The sequence below is a fragment of the Mesorhizobium sp. IMUNJ 23033 genome (genome assembly GCF_044778005.1).
Taxonomy (GTDB): domain Bacteria; phylum Pseudomonadota; class Alphaproteobacteria; order Rhizobiales; family Rhizobiaceae; genus Mesorhizobium; species Mesorhizobium amorphae_A.
Genome location: NZ_JBJACT010000020.1, coordinates 58873 through 76859, shown reverse-complemented (window position 1 = coordinate 76859; position 17987 = coordinate 58873). Strand labels below are relative to the sequence as shown.

The 17987-nt window shown below is 62.6% G+C and carries 14 protein-coding genes and 1 pseudogene; 12 read left to right on the top strand and 3 right to left on the bottom strand.

Going from position 1 to position 17987, the window contains the following annotated elements; genetic code table 11:
* Window positions 1-2 precede the first annotated feature (2 nt).
* From ACFX5Q_RS21015 to ACFX5Q_RS20990, 6 genes are all read left to right on the top strand, one after another.
* Window positions 3-1337: a four-carbon acid sugar kinase family protein gene (locus ACFX5Q_RS21015; protein WP_404281144.1), complete on the top strand. Its 1335-nt coding sequence runs from the start codon at window positions 3-5 to the stop codon at window positions 1335-1337.
* 759 nt (window positions 1338-2096) lie between these two features.
* On the top strand, window positions 2097-2957 hold the full coding sequence (locus ACFX5Q_RS21010) for an FAD binding domain-containing protein (protein WP_404281142.1): 861 nt from the start codon (window positions 2097-2099) through the stop codon (window positions 2955-2957).
* Window positions 2957-3433 carry a (2Fe-2S)-binding protein gene (locus tag ACFX5Q_RS21005; protein WP_404281141.1) on the top strand — a complete coding sequence of 159 codons (477 nt, stop codon included), beginning with the start codon at window positions 2957-2959 and terminating at the stop codon, window positions 3431-3433. Before ACFX5Q_RS21010 ends, ACFX5Q_RS21005 begins: the two co-directional genes overlap by 1 nt.
* Before the next feature lies 1 nt (window position 3434).
* Window positions 3435-5693 carry a xanthine dehydrogenase family protein molybdopterin-binding subunit gene (locus ACFX5Q_RS21000; protein WP_404281140.1) on the top strand — a complete coding sequence of 753 codons (2259 nt, stop codon included), beginning with the start codon at window positions 3435-3437 and terminating at the stop codon, window positions 5691-5693.
* The gene (locus ACFX5Q_RS20995) at window positions 5693-5938 is read left to right on the top strand and encodes a MoaD/ThiS family protein (RefSeq protein WP_404281139.1); all 246 of its coding nucleotides are present in this window, start codon (window positions 5693-5695) and stop codon (window positions 5936-5938) included. The genes ACFX5Q_RS21000 and ACFX5Q_RS20995 overlap by 1 nt, the downstream gene beginning before the upstream one ends.
* A gap of 318 nt (window positions 5939-6256) precedes the next feature.
* The gene (locus ACFX5Q_RS20990; RefSeq protein ID WP_404281138.1) at window positions 6257-6634 is read left to right on the top strand and encodes a VOC family protein; all 378 of its coding nucleotides are present in this window, start codon (window positions 6257-6259) and stop codon (window positions 6632-6634) included.
* Window positions 6635-6757: 123 nt separating this feature from the next.
* On the opposite strand, the gene ACFX5Q_RS20985 is transcribed toward ACFX5Q_RS20990, so the two are convergent.
* The gene (locus tag ACFX5Q_RS20985; protein WP_404281137.1) at window positions 6758-7432 is read right to left on the bottom strand and encodes a protein-L-isoaspartate(D-aspartate) O-methyltransferase; all 675 of its coding nucleotides are present in this window, start codon (window positions 7430-7432) and stop codon (window positions 6758-6760) included.
* A 412-nt stretch (window positions 7433-7844) separates the two neighbouring features.
* Here ACFX5Q_RS20985 and ACFX5Q_RS20980 point away from each other — a divergent pair, with 412 nt between their 5' ends.
* Window positions 7845-9092, top strand: coding sequence for a diguanylate cyclase (locus tag ACFX5Q_RS20980; RefSeq protein WP_404281252.1), 1248 nt, complete (start codon window positions 7845-7847; stop codon window positions 9090-9092).
* Window positions 9093-9148: 56 nt separating this feature from the next.
* On the opposite strand, the pseudogene ACFX5Q_RS20975 reads toward ACFX5Q_RS20980, so the two are convergent.
* Window positions 9149-9292, bottom strand: a pseudogene (locus tag ACFX5Q_RS20975) (SDR family NAD(P)-dependent oxidoreductase); the annotation flags it as partial.
* Between the two features lie 438 nt (window positions 9293-9730).
* Entirely contained in the window at window positions 9731-12169 is a 2439-nt protein-coding gene (locus ACFX5Q_RS20970) for an FAD-dependent oxidoreductase (RefSeq protein ID WP_404281136.1), read from the bottom strand.
* A gap of 92 nt (window positions 12170-12261) precedes the next feature.
* Between ACFX5Q_RS20970 and ACFX5Q_RS20965 the strand changes: the two genes are divergently transcribed.
* The 5 genes from ACFX5Q_RS20965 to nadC all read left to right on the top strand — a co-directional run bounded on the left by ACFX5Q_RS20965 (window position 12262) and on the right by nadC (window position 17793).
* Entirely contained in the window at window positions 12262-13197 is a 936-nt protein-coding gene (locus tag ACFX5Q_RS20965) for a LysR substrate-binding domain-containing protein (protein WP_006206220.1), read from the top strand.
* 204 nt (window positions 13198-13401) lie between these two features.
* Window positions 13402-14367 (top strand): NrtR DNA-binding winged helix domain-containing protein, encoded by a 966-nt coding sequence (locus ACFX5Q_RS20960; protein WP_404281135.1) that lies wholly within the window; start codon window positions 13402-13404, stop codon window positions 14365-14367.
* Window positions 14368-14426: 59 nt separating this feature from the next.
* Window positions 14427-15401 (top strand): quinolinate synthase NadA, encoded by a 975-nt coding sequence (gene nadA / locus ACFX5Q_RS20955; RefSeq protein ID WP_404281134.1) that lies wholly within the window; start codon window positions 14427-14429, stop codon window positions 15399-15401.
* Entirely contained in the window at window positions 15398-16939 is a 1542-nt protein-coding gene (locus tag ACFX5Q_RS20950; RefSeq protein ID WP_404281132.1) for an L-aspartate oxidase, read from the top strand. Before nadA ends, ACFX5Q_RS20950 begins: the two co-directional genes overlap by 4 nt.
* Window positions 16939-17793 carry a carboxylating nicotinate-nucleotide diphosphorylase gene (gene nadC / locus ACFX5Q_RS20945; protein WP_404281130.1) on the top strand — a complete coding sequence of 285 codons (855 nt, stop codon included), beginning with the start codon at window positions 16939-16941 and terminating at the stop codon, window positions 17791-17793. Before ACFX5Q_RS20950 ends, nadC begins: the two co-directional genes overlap by 1 nt.
* Window positions 17794-17987: the final 194 nt, after the last annotated feature.

Genomic DNA, 17987 nt, shown 5'->3' with positions numbered 1-17987 from the left:
CCATGCAGGACCTTCTCCTCAGCTATTATGGCGACGACCTCACCGGCTCAACCGATGTGATGGAAGCGCTCGAGCTCGGCGGCGTGGCGACCGTGCTGTTCATGCGCCACCCAGACGAGGCGTTGCTGTCACGCTTCGCGGATTGCCGCGCCGTTGGGCTGGCGGGCACCAGCCGCAGCGAGACGCCGCAATGGATGGACACGCATTTGCGAGACGCCTTCATCTGGCTGAAAACGCTGAAGGCCGAAATCTGCCACTATAAGGTCTGCTCGACCTTCGATTCCAGCTCGAAGATCGGCAGCATCGGCCGGGCGATCGAGATTGGCCGCTCGGTGTTCGGGCAGGACAGCGTGCCGCTGGTGGTCGGTGCGCCGCAGCTCAAGCGCTACACCGCCTTCGGCCATCTGTTCGCGGCCTATCGCGACCGATATTTCCGCATCGACCGCCATCCGGTGATGAGCCGCCACCCCATGACACCAATGGATGAAGCGGATCTTCTGATCCATCTGTCGCGGCAGACGGGGCTTGCCTCGGGACTGCTCGATCTGGCGACGCTGCAGTCCGCGTCGCGGTCGCAAGCGTTCGATCGCCTTGTAGAGAATGGCGCGGCCATCGTGCTCGTCGACGTCGACAGCCGGGAGACCCAGACGCTTGCCGGAAAGGAGCTATGGCGCACGCGCAGGCCGGGCGGCACCTTCGTCGTCGGCTCCTCGGGCATCGAATATGCGCTGCTCGCTGCATGGGCAGAGACCGCGACCGTGCACGCCGAGCCTCGCTTTTCGCCACCGGGCGTGGCCGACCGGATCGCGGTGGTGTCGGGCAGTTGCTCGCCGACGACTGAACGGCAAATCCGGCATGCTTTGACCGACGGCTTCGACGGCATCGAGGTCGACCCGGTCGAGCTGGTCTCGGAGAGTTCCGAACATGCTATCGCGCGTGCGGCGGCATGCGGCCGCGCCAGCCTGCAGGCCGGGCGCAGCGTCATCTTCTACACCGCGCTTGGGCCTACCGCCGACCGAGGCGCCGAGATCGACCGCCAGGAAGGCGCCCGCCACAAGCTCGGCCGCGGCCTCGGCGCGCTGCTTCGCGAACTGACGATCGAACAGAAATTGAAGCGAGTGGTCATCGCCGGCGGCGACACGTCGAGCCATGCGCTCGGCCAGATGGGCGTCGATGCGCTGACGGTCAGGATGCCGCTGCCCGCCTCCCCCGGCTCGCCGCTCTGCGTTGCTCATTCCAGCATCGCGGCGATCGACGGGTTGGAGGTCGCGCTGAAGGGCGGGCAGGTCGGAACCGACCGCTATTTCTCGGCCATTCGCGACGGCCTTGGCGGTTGACAGCGGCGTTGCGCACTCACCCGCTCGCTGTCAGTAGGGGGAACTGATCAATGACACAGAAGCCTTAAGTCTGGATCGGTACAAGTTTCTCGCGGAGGCGCGTGCCTTCGCCAGCGGGCTGCTCGCCGACGCCTCGCGCGTCCAGCTCTTCGTCATCGCTCCCTTCACGGATATCGAACATCTGCAACATTGTCGGTTCAGGAAGGAGGCCAGGCCATACGCATTGCTCAGACGATCGGCCTGCTACTGCGGCAAGAATGCGCCCTGAGGGACGTGGGTCTTTTAAACAAAATCAATCAGTTAGCAGATGGTTCGCCCAGCCATTTCCTTCGTATGTCCTCGTATGGCCTGGCGACCCAAAGAAGAGACCTGACTGAGGCAGACCACGGTTCGCGAGCAACATTGGCTAATCGTCATAAGTCGGATGGATCAACGCACGTCGGGTGTCCTGGTGGTGGCTTGGCTTTCGGGCCAGCCCCTTCCCGCCATTTAATCGCCGGGCCTCAGGGCCCCTGCTCGACCGGCACCGATAAGATATCCATCCTAGGCCGGGTGTTTGCACGAGCACTGGCATCTTAAGCTCATATATTCTCAGTCGGCTGCCCGCTCATTGAGAACCGTCGCGTGGGCACCGTGGTGCTGGGCTGTTTGGGACTGCATTTTACTGCGCCTGGCCTATCCGCACATGATGAACTGGATGGTGATTATGATGAGACCCTTTATAACGGTCGCTGAAATTGCGATAATCAAGGGGAGACGATGCGTTACATACGTCCTCATTCAATAGACGACGCCGTTGGCCTGCTGGCCGCCTCAGACGGCACGGCCGCCATTCTCGCCGGGGGCAGCGACCTCCTGGTGAGGATGAAAGGCGGTTTTGTCGAACCCGACCTGATCGTCGACATCAAGGCGATCGAGGGCTTGAGCGAAATCAGAGAAACGGCCGACGGTTTCAGCATCGGTGCGGCGGTCCCCTGCGCCGTAGTGGGAGAGAGCGCGGCGCTGGAGAAGGCATGGCCGGGCGTCGTCGAAGCGGCCAAGCTGATTGGCTCGAAGCAGGTGCAGGGGCGCTGCACCATCGTCGGCAATCTCTGCAATGCCTCACCTGCGGCCGACAGTGTGCCGGCGCTGGTGGCCGCCGGCGCCAAGGCATTGGTTGCCGGGCCGGCGGGCAGGCGCACCATTCCCGTTGAGACCGTGCCGACCGCGCCGGGCAAGACCTCGCTCGCCAAGGGCGAGATCATCGAGGCGATCCTGCTCGACAGGCGCCCGCCGCGTTCGGGCGATGCCTATCTGCGGTTCATTCCGCGCACGGAGATGGATATCGCGGTGGTCAGCGCCGGCGTGAACCTGACGCTCGATGAGCAAGGTGTCGTCAAGACGGCCCGCGTGGCAGTGGGCGCTGCCGCGCCGACGGTGCTTCTGGTGGACGAGGCAGCCGAGGTCCTCATTGGCTCCAGGCTGGACGAAGCGACACTCGAGAGGCTCGCCAAAATCTGCTCTGGGGCCTGCCGCCCCATCGACGACAAGCGCGGCACCGTCGAATTCAGAAGGAAGGTTGCGGGTGTGCTGACCAAGCGGGCCGCCGCGGCCGCCTACGCGCGTGCAGGAGGCAAATGATGTCTGGAGTTGCAGTCTCAACGACAATCAACGGCGACAGCGTCGAGTACCTTTGCCAGCCGGACGAGACGCTGCTCGACGTCCTGCGCGATCGCCTGGGGCTGACGGGCGCCAAGGAAGGCTGCGGCACCGGCGACTGCGGCGCCTGCAGCATCATCCTCGACGACCGGCTGGTGTGCTCGTGCCTGGTGCTCGGCGCGGAGGCTGAGGGCCGGCGCGTCGAGACCATCGAGGGCATGGCGCATGGCGATCAGTTGCATCCGCTGCAGCAGAAGTTCCTCGAGCACGCAGCGCTGCAATGCGGCATCTGCACGCCGGGCTTCCTGATCGCGGCCAAGGACCTTTTGGCCAAGAACCCCGACCCGACCGAGGAGGAAATCCGCTTCGGTCTCGCCGGGAACCTGTGCCGCTGCACCGGCTACGACAAGATCGTGCGCGCCGTCCAGGACGCGGCCACCGTGATGAAGGGAGCCTAAGATGAATTTCGATCCGCGTTTTTCGGGGCGTAAATTCACATCCGTCGGCACGCGCCCGATCCGTCCCGATGGCGTCGACAAGGTGACGGGCCGCGCCCGCTACGGCGCCGACTTCAACATGGCCGGCCAGCTGGTCGGGCGCGTTCTCAGAAGCCCGCACGCGCATGCGAGAATCAAGAAGATCGACACCTCGAAGGCGGAGAAGCTGCCCGGCGTGAAGGCGGTAATCACCGCGGCCGATTTGCCGGACCTCACCGATGGCGATGCGGCCATGTATGACGTCCTCGACAATTGCATGGCGCGCGGCAAGGCGCTCTATGACGGCCACGCGGTGGCAGCGGTGGCGGCCGTCGACGCCCGCACGGCGAGGCAAGCGCTGAAGCTGATCGAGGTCGACTACGAGATACTGCCGCATGTCACCGATGTGGACGAGGCGATGAAGCACGCCGCGCCTCTCATCAACGACGCCATCTTTACCGAGGGCCTCGAGGAAAAGCCGGTAAAGCCGTCCAACGTCACCAAGCGCAGCCAGTTTGGCCACGGCGATGTCCATCAGGGTTTCGGCCACGCCGATTTCATCGTCGAGCGCTCCTTCAAGACCGAGCAGACGCACCAGGGCTATATCGAGCCGCATGCCTGCGTGGCGAGCGTCAGTTCCGACGGCACCGCTGATCTCTGGGTGTGCACGCAAGGCCATTTCGTCTATCGCCAGCACTGCGCGCAGCTGCTTGGCATGGAGGCCTCGAAGCTGCGCGTCACCTCGTCGGAGATCGGCGGCGGCTTCGGCGGCAAGACCCATGTCTGGGCCGAGCCGGTGGCGCTGGCGCTATCGCGCAAGGCGGGCCGGCCGGTCAAGCTGGTGATGACCCGCGACGAGGTCTTTCGCGCCTCGGGCCCGACCAGTGCGACTTCGATCGACGTCAAGATCGGCGCCCGCAAGGACGGCACCATCACCGCCGCCGAAGCGACGCTGCGCTATTCATGCGGCCCGTATGCCGGCTCCTGGGCCGAGATCGGCGCCATGACGGCGTTTGCCTGCTACAGGCTCGATAACGTCAAGACGGTGGGCTACGAAGTGCTGGTCAACCGGCCGAAGACCGCGGCCTACCGCGCGCCCTCGGCACCGATGGCGGCCTTCGCGGTGGAAAGCGCGATCGACGAGCTGGCCAAGGAGATCGACATGGATCCGGTCGACTTCCGCATCAAAAACGCCGCGCAGGAAGGCACCCGCTCCTCCTACGGCCCGGTCTATGGCCCGATCGGCATCGGCCCGACGCTCGAGGCGGTGAAGAACCATCCGCACATGAAAGCGCCGCTCGGCAAGAACCAGGGCCGTGGCATGGCCTGCGGCTTCTGGTTCAACTTCGGCGGCCAGACCTGCACCGACCTCAACATCGGCATGGACGGCTCGGTCTCGCTGGCCGTCGGCACGGTCGATGTGGGTGGTTCCCGCGCGTCGCTGTCGCTCGTGGCGGCGGAGGAGCTCGGCATCGACTATTCCCAAGTCAAGGCGGTGGTCGCCGACACCTCCAGCCTCGGCTACAACGACATGACGGACGGCAGTCGCGGCACCTTCTCGTCCTCCATGGCGACCATCTCGGCCGCCCGCAACGCGATCAAGATCCTGCGGGAACGCGCCGCGCAGATGTGGGACATTTCCGTCGACGACGTGGTCTGGGAAAAGGGCCAAGCGATCGCCAAGGGCGAGAAGCATGGCAATCTCGGCAAGCTGTCACTGAAGGAGATCGCGCTCGCGTCGGGCAAGACCGGCGGACCGATCGCCGGCCACAGCGAGCTCGTCGCCGACGGCGCCGGCGTCTCCTTCGCCACCCATATCTGCGATATCGAGGTCGATCCCGAGACGGGCTCGACCAGGGTGATCCGCTACACGGTGGTGCAGGACGCCGGCAAGGCGGTGCACCCGACCTATGTCGAAGGGCAGTACCAGGGCGGTGCCGCCCAAGGCATCGGCTGGGCGCTCAACGAGGAGTATATCTACGGCAAGGACGGGCGGCTGCAGAACCCCGGTTTCCTCGATTATCGCATCCCGGTCTGCTCGGACCTGCCGATGATCGACACGCAGATCCTCGAGATCCCCAATCCCAACCATCCTTATGGGGTGCGTGGCGTCGGCGAGACGTCGATTGTGCCGCCGCTGGCAGCAATCGCCAATGCGGTGTCGAATGCCGTGGGCGTACGGATGACGCATATCCCGATGTCACCGCCGCGCATCCTGGCGGCGCTCGAGGCGGAAGGCTGATGGTCGAAGTGACGCTTTGGGGGTCGCTTGGCACGGCCGCCGGAGGCAAGAACAAGGTCGACGTCGAGGCCAAGGACATAAGGGAGCTGTTCAGAAAACTGGCTGAGCAGTATCCCGGCCTCGAGCCCTGGATCGATCGCGGTATCGCTGTCTCCATCGACGGGGTGATCTATCGCGACACCTGGTCGAAGGAATTGCCACAAGGCGCTGAAATTTTCCTGCTGCCGCGTCTCGCCGGGGGGTAACTACCATCGACGACCAAATCCTGGTTTGTGATGCAGGCTCGAGACAAGGCCCGGCTGTCACCGACAATTCTTAACCCGCCGGTGAGTTAGGCAGCAATCCACGACTGCTTCGGGTGGCCGTGAATTGACCCGGAGCAAGCGACCTTCCGCTTAGAGCAACTCCAGGAAAAGTGTGAACCGGTTTTCCGTCCGGAATTGCGTCAAAACAAATAGATAGAGCGGCTCTGCGTTTCCGCGAAACGATGCACCGGTCTAGGGTCGACACCAGTGTATGCGCACCAGCTCGCGTTCAATCGGCGAGAGGGATAAACTGACGGCATGCAAATGCGCGCGCTCGATCATATTGTGCTCTGTGTTAGCGATATTGCAACCACATGCCGATTCTACGAGCGCGTGCTGAACATGCAGTCGCGGGAAGAACGTCCTGGCAAATGGTCGCTGTACTTCGGTATGAACAAGATCAGCCTGCAGGATGCCCGCGCATCGCCAGCCATTGCACGCGACACCGTTCCGGGAAGCGGCAACTTCTGTTTACTAACCGATACTCCGATGGATGCGGTCATCCTACATCTTGAGCGTCATGGCATAACGATTGTGGACGGGCCAGGCGAGCGGGCCGGTGCGCTGGGTGCAATCCTTTCGGTCTACTTCAAGGACCCCGACGGCAACCTCATAGAGGTGAGCAATCAACTCTAGGACAGCATTTGGCTGCGGCTGGCCTTCCGTTCGACTCCAGATAAATATCTGTCCTTCCTTTGTAAGGCTGGCATCTGGGTTGACGGTCGGAAAAGCGCCGTCGCGCCAGTTGCGCGTACCTCATTACACGGTTTCGAGCCGGCTGAACCGAACCGGGATGAGTTTCCGAGTCTCGAGTTGCCCTGCCGCATCCTTGTCGATGGTAGTCAGAAACTGTACTCCTTCAGACACCAAAGGCAGAACCAGACGTCCCGCTGGCTTGAGCTGCTCCAGCAAAGCCGGCGGCGTCCGCTCAGCCGCCACGCTAAGCAAGATCTTGTCGAATGGGGCATGCTCGGACCAGCCGCGAGACCCGTCTCCGACACGAATGGCGATATTGGAAAAGCCAATGTCCCGCAGCAGAGTTTCGGCATGGCTTGCGAATTCCTCGATGATCTCGACGCTCCAAACTTGTCCGGCGAGTTCCGCGAGGATTGCCGTTTGGTAGCCCAGGCCAGTGCCAATCTCGAGCACTGCCTCGTGCGGTTGAGGAGCGAGGAGATCGGTCATCAGAGCGACAATGAAGGGCTGCGAGACGGTCTTATCGAAACCGATCGGCAGCGGCATGTCCTGGTAGGCATAGGGCGCCAGCGGGGCTGGCACGAAGCGATGCCGCGGAACCCGCCGCATCGATGCCATCACCCGCTCATCGAGCGTTGCCTTGCCGAGTTCTTCACTTGCAAGGTCGGCATGGATCGCAATCAGCTCGACCATGTGCCTGCGTAGAACCGCCAGATGCTCTTCATTCATCGGCTTCATGACGGTGGGGCGTTCCTCAACCAGTCTGCTGCCAGATAGCTTTATATCCTGTTCGTCTTGTCACTGTAACGCCCGCCATCATTTCCAGCGAGAGCCTGCGGCAAGCGCGAGTGACTTGGGGCCGTCCGATATTCAAGCACTTGCAGCGCGATGGCTGCCTATGTCCCGGTGGACGACGGATCCGCGGCACGGTCTCGTTGACATGGTGCAGCCCTGCTAGCAGATCGCGATCAAGGATGGAGCCCTCCGCGGTTGCTTACCGTGTAGTTACAACTGAATATGCAAATCAGCTCCTGCTAGAAATCAAATCTTCAGGATAGCTTGGCATCCTTGCCCATCGCCGACGACCGGATGGCTCGGATGGATGTTCAGGAGAAAGCAGCTTAAGGGCCCATCGATTGTGTCAGATCGGATGCACCTCGAAGTGCAGGATGATCCTGCCATAGCTGCAGAAGTTGACCGACTTCTGGCGCGCCGCACGCGCGATATCCGCCTCAAAGGCGAGATCAAACGCCTGTTTCGAGCGCGTGTCTGGTCGCAAACGGCGAAGATCATCCGCGCCTGGATGATCTGGGTGGCTTTTTTGGATGTGCTGACCCTGGCGCTCAACATGTTGATGCTTCCAAGGGCAATCGCGCTGTCGATGCTCTTGCCTGGCGCCATCATTCCGCCCGTCGTTATGGCCATCGTCCTTGTCTGGCGAAAACCGCAGGCGCCCTGGCTCCAAGGGGCTTCGCTGATCGCAGGCATGTTCCTCATCTTGTTGTCGATTGCTTTGGTCGGCGTAAGCGCTGGTGGCGAGTTCTACGAACGGCACTTGAACATCATGCTGTTCGTGGCCATTACAGCCATCATCATCTTCGGCATCCCGCTGGCCTGGACGGTAACTATTGCCGCATTGGCGCTCGGTCTTTATCTCGTTTTTCAACTGCAGAACCCGGGCATCGAATTTGGGAGCGCCGTGGCTGCGACGCTGTTTTTCGCCAGCGGTATCTTCGCAACGGTCGCCGCGCGGCGCATCATGACAATTCTCGCTCAGAAGACTTTCCTATTTGAGCTTCGCGACAGACGCAGGGTCGCCGAACTGGCGGAAGCGAACGATCGGCTGGAACTTCTGGCGCGTACCGATCCGCTCACCGGCATCGCCAACCGGCGCTGGATGACGGAAACGCTCGACCGCCTATGGGGCGGTGGCAGAAAATGCCCCGACGGTGCCGCGATGCTGATGTGCGACATTGACGACTTCAAGAAGCTGAACGATCATCTCGGCCATGCTGAGGGCGATCGCTGTCTGGTCGAGGTCGCCAGCATTATCCAGGAAAACGTGAGGCGCGATCACGATCACGTGGCCCGCTACGGCGGCGAAGAATTCCTCGTGCTCTTGCCCGGGGTGGACGAGGAAGAGGCCATCTCTGTGGCTGAGCGAATTCGTAAGAGCGTTGAGGCCACCGCTTTTCCTAACCCGGCATCCCGCGTGTCGCGCCGCGTCACCCTCAGCATTGGAGTTGCAGTTCAGACGGCTGACGAGGCCATCTCACCGGAGCAGTTACAGCGTCAGGCGGATGCGGCACTCTATCTTGCCAAGCAAACCGGCCGGAACCGAGTGCTGCTCCACAGACAGGAGTCATTCGGGCGCAAACATATTCAGTCGACACGGTGATGCCGTGGTAGGCCGCGACGCGATAGTAGAATTGTCGCTTCGCTGCGCCGTCCTTGAGCGAGAGTCTTCGCGGTGTCCGACGGCGACATGAGCGCCAGCCTGTATCCGCGCTTGTTGAGCTCTTTGGCTATCGCGGCTCCCATGCCTCGACCCGCGCCGGTGATCACCGCCACTGGGCTCTCGATATGTGTGTCCGACATTGACCCTCCTTGAGCTGCAAGGACACTGCGACCTCAGCTCCATGTTGATTTTCGAAATGCAGTGCACAGCCGGCCAAATCCCCGGATCTGCCAGGTCAATTTGTGGCGTTTGACTTCCCCAGGGGATAGGCGGCGCCGGATGCGAGTGCCAGGCGCAGATCATGCTGCAATCATCAGCCTGTGGGATCGATGACGTCAGACGCATCAGCACGAGCCTAAAAAATGGGGGAACCATGGAGCAGGGCGTCGATGCCTGGTGGACGGAGAATGCTTCATTGATAAAAAGATGGGCTGTCATGTCTGACTGAGGCAAGCGTCGTGCTGCGGCGGTAGTGCTTCTACGTCGGCACTACCGCTGCGCCTGACAATGCCGAGGTCCTCCACAGGGACCCGTAGCTTCATGGCTGCACTCTTCGTTGTCTCGTCAAGTCGTCGTCGTCACATGCGGCAGCGCAGAGCTTCGGGGTCGTAGGGCGATTCCGCGATCACCCGCGCCTTGCGCATCTCGCCGAGGATCGGCACCTCCAGTTCCGTACCCAGCTTACCGATTTCCACCGGCAGCAGCGCAAAGGCGACGTCGTGGCCGAGCGTATAGGCATAGCTGCCGGAGGTGATGCGGCCGACAAGCTTGCCCTCGTGATGGACGCCTTCGTGGATGAGTGAGCTCGCGCCATCCGTGTCGATGGCGATCGTCACCGATCGCTGCCTCACACCTTCCTGCTGCTGGCGCACGAGTGCCGCCTTGCCAATGAAATCGCCCTTGTCCAGCCGGATGAAGCGATCGAGGTTGCTTTCCCAGGCGCTCAACTCCGGGTTCATGTCGCGGTACATGGCGCGATAGGATTTTTCGAGCCGCAGCGATTCCAGCGCATGCAAGCCGATGAGCCGCAGGCCGTGGGGTTCTCCGGCCGCCAGCAGTGCCTCGAGAAGGTGACGCTGGTAGCACAGCGGATGGTAGAGTTCCCAGCCGAGCTCACCTTCATAGTTGATGCGCAGCAGACGGACATCCGTGGCCAACCCCACCGTGCCGGACTTCACGCCGAACCACGGAAACGCCCCGTTGGACAGATCGATCTCGGTCAGCCCCTGCAGAACCTCGCGTGCCTTCGGGCCAACGATCGTGAAGCAGCCGCGCTCGTTCGTGACATTGCGGAGCTGCACGCTACCGTCCGTGGGCAACAGCTTCGACAGATCGTCGAAATTCCAGCGTTCGGCGCGCGGCGTGGAGATGAGGTAGAAGGTGCCGTCCTGCAGGCGTGAAATCGTATATTCCGCTTGCACGCCGCCGTTCTTCGTAAGGTGATGGCTGAGATTGACGCGGCCGATCTTCGGCAGTCGGTTTGCGAGGATGCCATCCAGCCACGCTTCGGCGCCCGGACCGGAGACCTCGAACTTCGTCATTGGTGTCATTTCGACGAGACCGACGGCGGTGCGCACGGCCCTCACCTCCTCGCCGACATAGTGACCTTTCTGGGTCCACCGCCAGCTATACTGATCCTTCGCCTCCACGCCTTCCGGCGCGAACCAGTTCGGCATTTCCCAGCCGTTGAGCACGCCCCAGACCGCACCGCGCCTGGTCAGAATATCATAGGAGGGTGCGGTCTTCTGCGGACGGGCTGCCGGCATGTCCTGGTAGGGATAGTGCAGTTCGGCGTGCGTACCCCAGCATTCGCGCACCTTCTGCCGCGTCCACTCCTTGTTGGCGTAGTCACCGAAGCGGCGCGGATCGATTTCGGACGTGTCGAGGCTGTTCGCACCCTCGACGATGCGTTCCGAGAGATAGTAGCCGATTGCACCGCCCCAGAGGATGCCTCCCGCAACGCCTTCCGCGAGCCAGACATTCTCCAGCCCCCAGGCCGGACCGACCAGCGGCAGTTCGTCGGCCGTCATCTGGAACGGGCCTCGAACGTTCGCCTTGATGCCGACGCGACCGAGCGCCGGCACGAGGTCCAAGGCACGCTCCCAGTTCCAGGCGACCGCGTCGAAATCCTCTTCGAGCAGGTCCGCGCCGAACGATTCAGGAACGCCGTTTTCGGCGAAGAGCTTCAGGCGTTCCGTCTTCTCGTAGGGTCCGAACATCAGCCCGTCGCCTTCTTCGCGCAGGTAGCCTTCGTAACCTTCGTCGCGCAGGATCGGCATTTCCGGCAGGCCCTGGCGCTTGCGCTCCACCACTTCGGGAACCGCATTGGTGATCCAGTACTGGTGGACGATAGGGATTGCCGGGATTTCCAGGCCAAGCATGGCGCCCGTCTGGCGTGCATAGTTGCCGGTCGCCGAAATGATGTGTTCGCAGGTGATTTCGCCTTGATTGGTGAGGATCTTCCATTCTCCGCCCGGCATGCGCTCGAAGCCGCGCACTTCGGTGTTGAGGTAGATCTTCGCGCCCCGGTCGCGGGCGCCCCTGGCCATGGCCTGCGTCACGTCCGCCGGTGCGATGTGCCCGTCATCGGGATGGTAGAGAGCGGCCCGCATCTCCTTGTTTTCGAGCAGTGGCCAGAGCTCACGCGCCTCCTGCGGTGTCACCAGTTCCGCGCGAATGCCCTGCACCGCTGCGACACTCATGTAGCTCTTGTATTCATCCAGGCGGTCTTGCGTGTTGGCGATGCGCAGCTGGCCGCACTTGTGCCAGCCCACATGCTGACCGGTTTCCGCTTCGAGACCTTCGTAGATTTCTATCGTCTTGGCGATCATGCGGCCGATATTGATGCTGCGCATGTAGGAGGGAATGAGGCCGGCGGCATGCCAGGTCGATCCGGCCGTAAGCTGTGTGCGTTCCAGAAGAGCGACGTCGGTCCAACCGCGTTTCGTAAGACCGTAGAGGATGGCGGCGCCGACACAACCACCGCCGATGACGACAGCGCGAGCATGAGTTTGCATTGAGAGGCTCCCTCGAATTGGTTTTGCAACCTACAAACGCCTTACCGACCTGTAATGTTGATAAAAATTGTCGAGCGGCATAACTTGAAATTATGCACAGGCTCCGCTCTCTGGTCCCGTCCGCGAATTATCTCTTCTGCTTCGAGGCAGCCGCCCGACGCCGCAGTTTCACGGCTGCCGCACAAGAACTGAATGTCAGCCAGCCCGCCGTCAGCAAGACGATCCGGCTGCTTGAGCACGCGACGGGGCTGAAGCTCTTCCGCCGCGACCATACCCGGCTGGAGCTGACCGCAGAGGGGCAGCGGCTTTACAAGGAAACGCAGGAAGCGTTCGACCATCTGCACATGGTCATCTCCTCGCTGCAGAAGAAGCATTCGAACGACGTGGTTCGCGTTTCTTTCTCCGCCGCCTTCGTGCAGCTCTGGCTGCTGCCGCGGCTCAAGGACTTCAAGGCGAAGCACCCGGACGTTTCGCTTCGCATCGAGGAAAGCAGCCGCGACCATCAGGACCTGCTCGAAGAGGACATCGACCTGTCTGCGCGCCTCGGCAACGGCAAGTGGCCAGGCATCCATGCCTGGCGCTTCGTGACGGAAGAAGTGCTGCCGGTGTGCAGCCCGGACTATTTGAAGGAACATGGACCGATCCGCGAGCCCGCCGACCTTTTGCAGCATACGCTCCTGATTTTCGAGGAACGGCACCGGTTGCGTCTCGGCTGGCGCGAATGGCTGGAGCGGCACTCGGTTCCGGCGGCGCGGCTGAAGCAGGATTTCGTCTTCACCGATGCGCTCGGCTCGATTGAGGCGGCGGTGCTCGGCCAGGGTATCGCGCTCGGCTGGAAGCATCTTGTCCATGACCATGTCCGGGCCGGACGACTGGTCTTCCCGCTGGCGGAGTCCTATCGCTCGGGACAGGCGATCCACATCATCATGCCGGTGCAACGCGCGCCCAAGCGCGGAACCGAACTCTTTCGCAACTGGCTGATCGAACAGAATGTCGACGCCGATATGCTGCGGGTTGGTAAGGAGTGAAAAGGTCCCCAGAGCATCGTGCAGGCAACTTCGATGCCTCAGCCACCTGGTTGTCGCATTTAGTATAGAAATGCACCAGCGTACGGGCAAAGACCGAGACCTGGTCGAACCTGGGCGAACGTTGACGGGCGGCAGCCAGCAGTTCACCTTCGCTAGATTGCTCCTTTCGACGGCGGCTGATACTCGGAATTTCATCAAATCCTTATGCAAGACAAGACAGCACGGGCGACGAAGCAGCCCGCAAGAAATGACCGCAGCCAGGCCGTCAATGCGGACCTGATCGCCGTTGTGATTGCCGTGACCACTGGCGAACCGAGAGTTCTCACCATCGAGCAGGCTCAGGCTTTGCCGTCCGGTCCTTTTGAGCTCGGCCATCGCTCCTTGCAGTCGGGTCTGCGGGCGTGGGTGGAGCGGCAGACCGGTCATCAGCTGGGCTATATTGAACAGCTCTACACCTTTGCCGACCGCGACCGGACCGGTGACGAGCGCGTGCAGATCTCGATCAGCTATCTTGGCCTGACGCGGGAAGAGCAGGCAGAACGTTCGCAAACACATGGTTGGCACGGATGGTACGACTATTTTCCGTGGGAAGATCACCGCGCCGGCGTACCTTCTATTCTGCCTGACATCGTCGTGCCCCGTCTTTCGGCCTGGTCCGACGACGCGGAAGATCCAAGCATACGCCGCGACCGCCGGCAGCGTGTTGCATACGCCTTCGGTCTGGATGATCGCGACTGGAATGAAGAACTCGTTCTGCAGAGGTACGAGCTGCTTTACGAAGCCGCGCTGGTGGCCGAGGCCACACGCGGTCGGGACAACGGCAATCCGCCGTCCATCCCTGGCCGTCCGATGATCGCAGATCATCGGCGTATTCTGGCAACGGGAATGGCCAGGCTGCGAACCAAGATCAAGTACCGCCCCGTCGTCTTCGAGTTAATGCCAGCAACGTTCACATTGCTGCAGTTGCAGCGAACCGTGGAGGCGCTCGCCGGCCGGCTCGTTCACAAGCCAAACTTTCGGCGTCTGATCGAAGAGCAGGATCTGGTCGAGGAGACAGGCGAGACGATGTCCGACACCGGGGGGCGCCCGGCGAAGCGCTTCCGCTTTCGCCAAACGGTCTTGGTGGAGCGAACCGCCGCAGGAACGAAATTGCCACTCTCACGCGGTTGACTTTTCTTATACTCAAGATAAGTATATGTCGGCTATACTCATTTGGAGAATAATTGGCTATGCCTATCACCTCCGCGCGCATGGCCGCGCTGTACGACCGCGTGCGGCAAGTCATTCCGTCAATCGAATGGCCGGCATTCATCGATGATATCGAGGCCATTCTCGATCTGAAACAGCAGCGCAATGCCGTCATCCTGGCGCACAACTACCAGACGCCGGAGATCTTCCACTGTGTTGCCGACATCGTCGGCGACAGCCTGGCACTTGCCCGCAAGGCGATGTCGGTCGAAGCGGATGTCATCGTGCTGGCCGGCGTGCATTTCATGGCCGAAACGGCGAAGCTGCTCAATCCGCAAAAGACCGTGCTCATTCCTGATTTGCGCGCAGGCTGTTCGCTGGCGGACTCGATTACCGCCGAGGACATCCGGCTGCTGCGGCAACGCTATCCGGGCGTGCCGGTCGTCACCTATGTCAACACATCGGCCGAAGTGAAAGCCGGGTCCGATATCTGCTGTACGTCCGGCAATGCAAAAGCCGTGGTTGAGTCCTTGGGTGTTCCCCGGGTGATCATGTTGCCGGACGAATATCTCGCCCGGAACATAGCCGCCCAGACCGACGTGCAGATCATCGCCTGGACGGGGCATTGCGAGGTGCATGAGCGCTTCACGCCAGCCGACATCAGAGAATTGCGCGAAAGTCATCCAGGCGTGACGGTGCTCGCGCATCCCGAATGTCCGCCCGAAGTGGTGGCCGTAGCCGATTTTTCCGGCTCGACCGCTGCCATGTCCGATTATGTCGGAAGGCAGAAACCGCCCCGCGTCGTGTTGATGACGGAGTGCTCGATGAGCGACAACGTCGCAGTCGAGCATCCCGAGGTCGAGTTCATCCGGCCCTGCAATTTGTGCCCGCATATGAAGCGGACAACGCTCGCCAATATCCGTACGGCACTCGAGCAGAACCGCCATATCGTCACCATCGAGCCGGAGATCGCCGGGCGCGCGCGGCTGGCCGTCGAGCGGATGCTGGCAGTATGAGCATGGACGTCCGCGATCTCGCCGGCCGGCCGGTCATCATCGGCGGCGGCATAGCCGGTCTGACGACCGCGCTGCACCTGGCGCCCGAGCCGGTGCTTCTCCTGTCGAGATCTCCGCTTGGCGCGGACGCGTCCAGCGCGTGGGCGCAAGGCGGGCTTGCGGCCAGCCTGGGCGAGGACGATGACCTGGCGCTCCATCTTGCCGACACGCTCGCAGCAGGCGACGGTCTTTGCGATGCGCAAGCGGCAAGGCGCATCGTATACGCTGCGCCTGCCGCGATCGAGGATCTGGCACGCCTTGGGGTTCGCTTCGATCGGACACCGGCAGGCGCTCTTCGTCTCGGGCTGGAGGCCGCGCACAGCCGGCGGCGCATCGTTCATGCCGGGGGTGACGGCAGCGGACGGGAGGTCATGCGCGCCCTGGTCGCCGCCGTGCGCTCCACGCCGACAATAGAGGTCATCGAGGGCGTCGAAGCACGCCGGCTGGTCGTGGAGGATGGCAGGGTCGCCGGCGTGCTGGCGAGTTGTTCGACGGGTCCAGTGTTCCTCGCCACGGGACGGGTCGTTCTCGCCACTGGCGGGATTGGCGGGTTGTTTCTCGACTCAACCAACCCGATGGGCAGTTGCGGACAGGGCCTGGCGCTCGCAGCGCGCGCGGGTGCCGTCCTTGCCGACCTGGAGTTCATCCAGTTCCACCCGACAGCCCTTGACGGGCCCTGCCGTCCAATGCCGCTCATCAGCGAGGCGGTTCGCGGCGAAGGTGCGGCGCTCGTCGACGAGACAGGGCGGCGCTTCCTCGACAGCGTGCGCGGCGCGGAACTCGCACCGCGCGACATCGTCGCGCGCGCTGTCTGGAAGCATCTCGCGGACGGCCATCGCGTCTTCCTCGACGTGCGCGAAAGGCCGGGCGCGGCATTCGCGCAGCATTTTCCAACGATCGCTTCAGCTTGCAGCAAGGTCGGCATCGATCCGGCGCGTGACCTCATTCCCATCCGGCCGGCGCAGCACTACCACATGGGTGGCGTCGCCGTGGATCTGGGCGGGCGCACGTCGGTTCCGGGACTTTGGGCTTGCGGAGAGATCGCCTCGACCGGGCTGCACGGCGCCAACCGGCTTGCCAGCAACTCCTTGACCGAGGCCGTCGTCTGCGCGCGCTGGGTTGCCGAGAGTGTAGCCGCTTCGCCCTACGACGGCGGAAAACCAGCAGTGGCGCATGACCTGCCCGCGCAAGATCCAAAGCTTGTGCGCCCTCTCCTGTCGCGTGGCCTCGGCGTCATGCGGGATGGCGAAGGGTTGAAAGAGACCGCGCGGGCCTTGCTGCCGTTGTTGCAACGGCACGGTGCGGCGTCCGATCCCGCCGCCGTCGGGCTGGTGTTCGCGGTTGCCGCCTTGCAGCGCCGGGAAAGCCGTGGGGCTCATTTCCGGACGGACTTTCCGCATCATGCGGCCGTCGCCCGCCGTTCCCAAATCACGCTCGACGCGGCCGTTGCCGCAGCGCGGGAACTCGCATCCTCCCCAACGCTTGAAAGCGTCTTTTGATGAGCCTCCCACCACTTCCCGCAATCATGATCGAGCCCCTGGTGCGCGCAGCCCTTCTCGAAGACCTTGGCAGGGCCGGCGACCTGACCTCGGACGCCGTCATACCGAAGGACAGTCATGCCACAACCGTGCTTTCGGCGCGCCAGGCCGGAACTGTCGCCGGGCTCGACCTGGCAATGCTCGCCTTCCAGCTCATTGATCAGAACGTTGACATCGAGGTGCATCGCGCGGACGGCAGCGAGGTGGTGCCCGGAGAGGTCATTGCAGTGGTGAGCGGTTCGGCTCGCGCAATACTCATGGCGGAACGGACGGCGCTCAATTTTCTCTGCCATCTGAGCGGCATCGCCACCGCGACGGCATCGGTAGTCTCAGCGGTTCGCGGGCACAAAGCAAAGGTCGTCTGCACCCGCAAGACGACGCCCGGATTGCGGACGGTCGAAAAATATGCGGTGCGCGCCGGCGGCGGCTCCAACCACCGCTTCGGCCTCGACGACGCCATCCTCATCAAGGACAACCACATCGCCATCGCCGGCGGAATTCGCGCGGCCATCGAGCGCGCGCGAGGCAATGTCGGGCATCTCGTCAAGATCGAAGTCGAGGTCGATACGCTAGCCCAGTTGGATGAGGTCCTGGCCCTCGCCCCCGATGCCGTGCTGCTCGACAATATGTCGGTCGATGAGCTTCGCCAGGCGGTGGCCATGGTTGCCGGCCGGTCGGTCACAGAGGCGTCCGGCGGGATCACCGCGGCGACAGCGCCCGTCTTCGCCGCGACCGGCGTCGATCTGATTTCGATTGGCTGGCTGACTCATAGCGCGCCGATCCTCGACATCGGGCTCGACTACCGTGAGCTTTGACCGTCGGGCCTGACCATCGGCGGCCGAATGACTTTTCTCGACACGAACAGGGCAACGGATCAATGCGAAAGATAGTCGCCAGCAAGCGGCAGGCGCAGGTTTCCTACTATCGGCACGGGCATGGCGGTGCCACGTGAGCACTCCTGCACTGGGCGCTGCGGCCAAATTGTGAGCCCCTACGCGAGAGGCGCGCC